Genomic DNA, 4,545 nt, shown 5'->3' with positions numbered 1-4,545 from the left:
CATTTACACAAAATTATTGACACTCCCAAAACACATTCCTTTTTAAGAAATATATTATCATGGTAAGTCAAAATATTTATAAATTAATAGTATATACTTATTTTTACTGTTTTTTAGAAATTATATTTATTTTTTAATAAAATGTATTATTTTAGTAATATAGGGAATGTATGATAGATTGTATTCGATTTTATTAATGTATATAGACGCGGTTCATTATATGCTGATAAAAAGAAGGGATGTGTATCAGACTTTTAAAACAAAAAACAATAATTTAACTTGTCGCTAAAAATAATTAGTTATACAACAATTATATGTTAAATGAATAAAAAAGATAATATTTTTGAGTAAGTGTACACTGAGTTATTCAGAACAATAAGGTATTAATTAAATTTTTAGTCTAAAAATTTTAGATAAACTTTTACGTGTCGTATATATTTTCGAAAACACATTCCTTAATATTACACATTAGAAAGGATGTACTGAATGATAAAGAATAATTTGTTTAAAGTATTTCTTATTTCAAGTCTTATGTTATTTCTAATTTTTAATTCCTTAGGAAATGCTGAAGCTAAAACTGATACATCTAATAATCAAACTGATCAAAATTTAATTGGTGTCCAAACTGAAGAAATAATAAAAAATATTAGAACTGGAGAATCAATAAACAGTATTCAAGCGGATGAAGTTATTAAAAGTTTTCAATCTGGAGAATCAATAGATAATATAGATACTGAGGAAATCAATAATGAAATAGAAAAAAGTTCAAAAGAAAATAGTATTTTTGATTCAGATGAATTTTCATATAATTATCAAGATTTAAACATTGAAGGTATTTCTAATGTAACACCAGATATAAATAATATTGAGATATCTAACGAAATAGATAGTAATGATATAGAAATTTTAAGTGGTAGTGCAGGTCTATATAAACAATACATCAAGGGTAATTATAAAATTGATATTACAAAAATCCACACTGGTTGGGCAGGACCATGGGCTGAAACACAAAACATAAAACATGTTAATATTCATATTTATAAAAAAAATACTAAAGGAAAATATACTCATAAAGCAAATTATCATATTTCTGCTAAAACCAAGGGAACCTCAGTTTGTTATTATATTCATGAAACTGTTAAAAAGAAATCTTGGACAAATTGTATGTCTGGTTTAGGAAAAGCCAAAGCTCAAGCCGAAATGCAAAGTGTTTTATTAAAAGATATGAAAACAGTAACAGCAGGGGAAATAGCAACTACAATTGCTATAGTTGCGGGAGTGGTGATAATTGTTTGGGCTCTTTGGCCAGTAAGTGCAATAGGATTGGCGGCTGTTTAAGAAAAAAAGGGGGGGTAGGAATGCAAGATTTTTTCAATTATCGATTAGATACTAGTAACCCTGAAGATGAAGAAGAAAAGTTTGAAAAACGGATGAAAAAAATAATTACTATTTGGAACAAAGTTACAGCCTACTTTTTAGCGAAAGGTACAAAATTAACTATTCTTTATTATGAAAATGATAAAATAAACCCAAATAAAGGATATCCCTCAACAGGCTATGGAGTGAAAAATATAATATTATCAGACTCTCAATTTACGAAAGAAGAGAACGAAGATAATCTTATTGAATTAACAGTAAATTTAAATGAATACATTAAGAAAGTTATTTTTAAAAGTATGGTAGAAGAGATAGAATCAGAATATGAAAATATAACACCATTTTTTCATTTTGATATTTTGGATCAAAATGGACTTTCTATTTTTACATCACAGGATTTTGGCTGTAATACATTAATGTATTTAACTATGTCGGATATTAAAGAATTATCATTAAATGAAAATGAAGAGGTATTCTTTATAAAGATCCCAGAAATTAAATAAAAATCCATAATAAAAAAAGAAGGCTCAATAATTTGAGTACCTTCTTTTTTTTATACAAATTAAATTTTATCACCATCATTAAGTTTAAAGAATCCTTCATATTTTACATCTAATATATTAGCATCTCTAATTATATCCATTTGTTTTTATTTTTATCGTTCGGAGGTTGAATCTTTCCAGAACCGTCTTTATGGAAGTTCGGAAACTTTGAAGCTTTACTGAATTCCCATAATTCTTTAGTTATTTGTTCACGAGTTTTCTTTTTCATTAAATTCACGCTCTTAATTGTAGATTCATAAAGTATTATATTTTGAAAATGGTGATGATATGTCAATATGATACATTGTTCAACTTTTTAAATTAGATTAATAAAAAAAAGAACTCTAATTATTTAGAGTCCTTACTTCCATCTGGAATAATTGTTAATACCTCATTAAAGTCTGTAATGTCTAACCCTTGCATTATAGCATCTAAATGATCTCTGTTAATTTGCATCTTATTATTACGATACATATCACTTATTGATGCGGCTCTTAGCTCTATACCTGTTTTCTTTAAAACTCTATTTTTTAATTCAGTTTGAGTTTTTATATTCCGTTTCAAAGCGGCTTGTTCTATTGTTAAGCGTATCATATACACACCACCTTTCTATAATTATATTATACGTTAAAAAAGTTTTTTACACAATTTCGTAAAAATGTATTTACATAATTACGGAAACCTGTTATATTCATTTCAAGGAATCACAGCTGAGGTATTTTTCATACTATATGTATTACAGGTTTCTGTAAAAGTGTAAAAGGAGATAAATCAATGATCAAACGACTAAATCAATATTTCTTTCTGTCAGATTCAATCAGCTTATTAGATGCACTTTACTTCTACGGTGGCATTTTAACAATTCTAGCAATCGCTACAATCGTTTTTATCTAGTTTAAGGTGGAATACATGGATATGGTGGCTAAAACACTCCACAACATATAACAAGTATCCAGCAACTGTCAGCACTAGCTTTAACTATCACACAACTATAAAAATAAAAAATAGAAATGGAGATAATAAAAATGACAACAAATCAAACAGCAGTAAATATTAATGAATTACATGGAGTAGGTGCATTAGGTGATAACATAACCAACCATACTTTTGCTTAGCCTTAGATCCAAGTGAAAGAAAAGCCAATACATACATAATTAACGAATTTGACCAATTTACATATACACCTCAATCCTACGAAAAGTTAAAAGTTATAAAAAGTAATGAGTATTACAAAATGATGGATAAAGAATCAGAAATTGATAATAAGGCAGATATTTTACTTGAAGATTTACCATTTTAGAAATAGAAAATCGAATAACATATAAATCTGATACACATATAATATACAACTAACAGTAAGTATATATATGGATCTACGTCAAATTTCTGGACACACAAAAGTTAAGTTTTGTTCTGCGCAACCTCCATTTTTGAGTGTTCTACATCCCAAGTAGCCCGTCAAAGTGAAAAGAGCCTTTGACCGCCTACTTGGGATGTGAAGTGAATAGTTCATGGAAGTTGCGCCCCAAAAATATGGGTAGGGGGTTAATCGGTTTCCTTAGTTCTTACGCTGAAAGTCGGCATATCTTTTCGTATTCATCTGGAGTGTGGTAACCAATTCCACTATGAATTCGTTTGCGATTATACCAACCTTCGATATATTGAAATAATGCGATTCTTGCATTTTCAAAGGTTGAATATCGTTTTCTATAAACCTCTTCTTTTTTGAGTGTTGCGTGAAAAGATTCAATACAAGCATTGTCATATGGACATCCTTTACGACTGTATGAAGGAATCATTTCATATTTTTTTAACTGTTCTTGAAAGGCTTCACTTGTATATTGCGTGCCTAAATCGGTGTGTACAATCACTCCAGGTCCAGGATTTTGCGCTTGTATAGCGTTTTCCATTGCTTCTAATACGATGTCAACGGTCATTTTACGTGCGAATTTATAGCCAATAATTTTCTTTGTGTGAAGATCGAGTACCGATGCTAAATAACACCAACCATCATGAAGAGTGTTGATATAGGTGATATCGGCTACCCACTTTTCGTTGATCGTAGTAGTTGAAAAGTCTTGCTTAATGATGTTTTCACGTTCTTCTACTGGTTGCTGTGTCGGTCGGTATTTTTTAACGATGTAAGAACGGATACCTGCCTCTTTCATAATTCGTTGTTTCTTATGAAAGGATTGGTAATACGTACTTTTAGGCATCATTAAAACACGACACATCAATTGTACTGGCTGATGTTCGCTTTCAGATTTTATGTGGTCAATCAGATCTTGGTCATCTATTTTCGAGCGAATATGGTCATAGCCTTTTTTAAGATTTCAATCTCCTGTTTTAATCGAAGATTTTCCTTTTGAATATCAGATACTTCAGCAGCCGTTAAATCTTCTTTTCCTTCAATAGGAGAATATAGTTTAATCCATTTATAAATAGTGACTTCAGAAACACCATATTCACTAGCTAAATCATTCACCGCTTGACCAGAGCGATAAAGTTCAACAACTGTTTGTTTAAATTCGTGGTTGTATCGTTTTTGTTTCATATTCGGACACGTCCTCTCGTTTGTTCTATCATAAATAATTTAACTAGAGTGTGTCCATACATCTATACTACA

The 4,545-nt window shown here is 29.5% G+C and carries 4 protein-coding genes and 1 pseudogene; 2 read left to right on the top strand and 3 right to left on the bottom strand.

Annotated elements, in window-relative coordinates; translation table 11 throughout:
* Nucleotides 1-486 precede the first annotated feature (486 nt).
* Nucleotides 487-1,338, top strand: coding sequence for a hypothetical protein (locus CW357_RS17725; protein WP_124218764.1), 852 nt, complete (start codon nt 487-489; stop codon nt 1,336-1,338).
* Nucleotides 1,339-1,358: 20 nt separating this feature from the next.
* Nucleotides 1,359-1,880, top strand: a complete 522-nt coding sequence (locus CW357_RS17720; protein WP_124218762.1) for a hypothetical protein — start codon at nt 1,359-1,361, stop codon at nt 1,878-1,880.
* 130 nt (nt 1,881-2,010) lie between these two features.
* Here CW357_RS17720 and CW357_RS18445 read toward each other — a convergent pair whose 3' ends face one another.
* The 3 genes and pseudogenes from CW357_RS18445 to CW357_RS17710 form a co-directional block, all read right to left on the bottom strand.
* Nucleotides 2,011-2,148: a hypothetical protein gene (locus CW357_RS18445; protein WP_164489658.1), complete on the bottom strand. Its 138-nt coding sequence runs from the start codon at nt 2,146-2,148 to the stop codon at nt 2,011-2,013.
* A gap of 119 nt (nt 2,149-2,267) precedes the next feature.
* Nucleotides 2,268-2,513, bottom strand: coding sequence for a helix-turn-helix domain-containing protein (locus CW357_RS17715; RefSeq protein WP_124218761.1), 246 nt, complete (start codon nt 2,511-2,513; stop codon nt 2,268-2,270).
* Nucleotides 2,514-3,484: 971 nt separating this feature from the next.
* Nucleotides 3,485-4,473, bottom strand: a pseudogene (locus tag CW357_RS17710) (IS3 family transposase).
* Nucleotides 4,474-4,545: the final 72 nt, after the last annotated feature.

Origin of the sequence: Rummeliibacillus sp. TYF005 (assembly GCF_003844195.1) — a bacterium.
Lineage (GTDB): Bacteria > Bacillota > Bacilli > Bacillales_A > Planococcaceae > Rummeliibacillus.
This window is presented reverse-complemented; position numbering and strand designations above follow the sequence as displayed.